This is a genomic window from Streptomyces sp. NPDC028907 (genome assembly GCF_055564995.1).
This window is the reverse complement of record NZ_JBVHVE010000055.1, coordinates 1-1,018: the sequence shown is the minus strand read 5'-3', so window position 1 is coordinate 1,018 and position 1,018 is coordinate 1. Positions and strand designations below refer to the sequence as shown.

The following is a 1,018-nucleotide window of genomic DNA, read 5'->3' as shown; positions in this document are numbered from 1 at the left end:
GATCACCACGCCAACGACGAGGGGCTCCGCCATGTCACCGCCCCTGCTGACCAGCCCATTTCACCCCTGGAGCACGGGATGAAAGAGGCTCAGTGGGATCGTCGGGTCCTTCAATGCCGGAGGTGCGGTCCTGGTAGTTCGTTGCGGCGAAATGATAGAACTCGAGGAAGAACTGGGTCGCGAACGTATCGGGAGCCTCGTCCGCCAGCAGTCGATAACTGGTATTGCTACCGGTCCCGGCGGGCCAGTCCCCGTTCGCAGTGGTGAGTCCGGGGACATGTACCTTTCCCCAGTCATCGAATACAGTGAAGTACAATTGGATGCCTTCGAGTTCACCGCGAACTCCGACAAAGTCGACAGCACGTCCTTGACCATGACAGTTGGTGGCGCCGTTTCCGCTAATGCCGGCGTGATACAGCTGGGTAATACCCCATGCCGTATTCAGTCCAATCGGTCCGGAGCCGATCCGTTCAGGATCTGACTTTCGGTTTCCTTTACGCCCTGTCCCCCAGAAACGGACGATTACCCCGGCGACATTCCCAGCCTGCTTGGGGCCGGTGAAGGGCTTCCACCCATCCAGGCTCACTCTGCCATCGTCGCTCGTGGCTTCCAGAAGAATCAGTCCCTCATCCTCGAAACCTTTCAGTACGTCCATTGCTTCCGAATTACTGAGCCTCTTCAGCGTTGCCGCTCCAGCGTGAGGACGGCGGCGGCGATTGACGACATTCGATTTGGGCTGCATCGGGCCCTGCGGAAGATCCGCCACGACTTCAGTCGCGCGACGCCGCGCTCGACCGGCGCCCGTGCTGTGGACAGCGCTCGGTTGACGGTTTGCTGGGTCGGTGTGAGGTCGCGGCCCGGCGGGCGTCTGAGGGGTGTTGTCACCCAGGGGCCGGCTCCCATGTAGGCGCGGTCGGCGAGGACCGGGACGCTCTGGCGTTCGCAGATCCGGATGATCCGGTGGGTGCGGGCCGCAGTGAGGTCGTGCGCGCGGCCGGGCAGCGTCGGCGAGATCCAC

2 protein-coding genes are annotated in these 1,018 nt (G+C 62.6%); both read right to left on the bottom strand.

Annotated features, from left to right (window positions below; all coding sequences use genetic code 11):
* Positions 1–34: 34 nt before the first annotated feature.
* Entirely contained in the window at positions 35–655 is a 621-nt protein-coding gene (locus ACZ4UU_RS45120) for a hypothetical protein (RefSeq protein WP_471909277.1), read from the bottom strand.
* Positions 656–678: 23 nt separating this feature from the next.
* Positions 679–1,018, bottom strand: a 340-nt coding sequence (locus tag ACZ4UU_RS45115; RefSeq protein ID WP_471909276.1) for a transposase family protein, incomplete at its 5' end; no start/stop codon positions are given.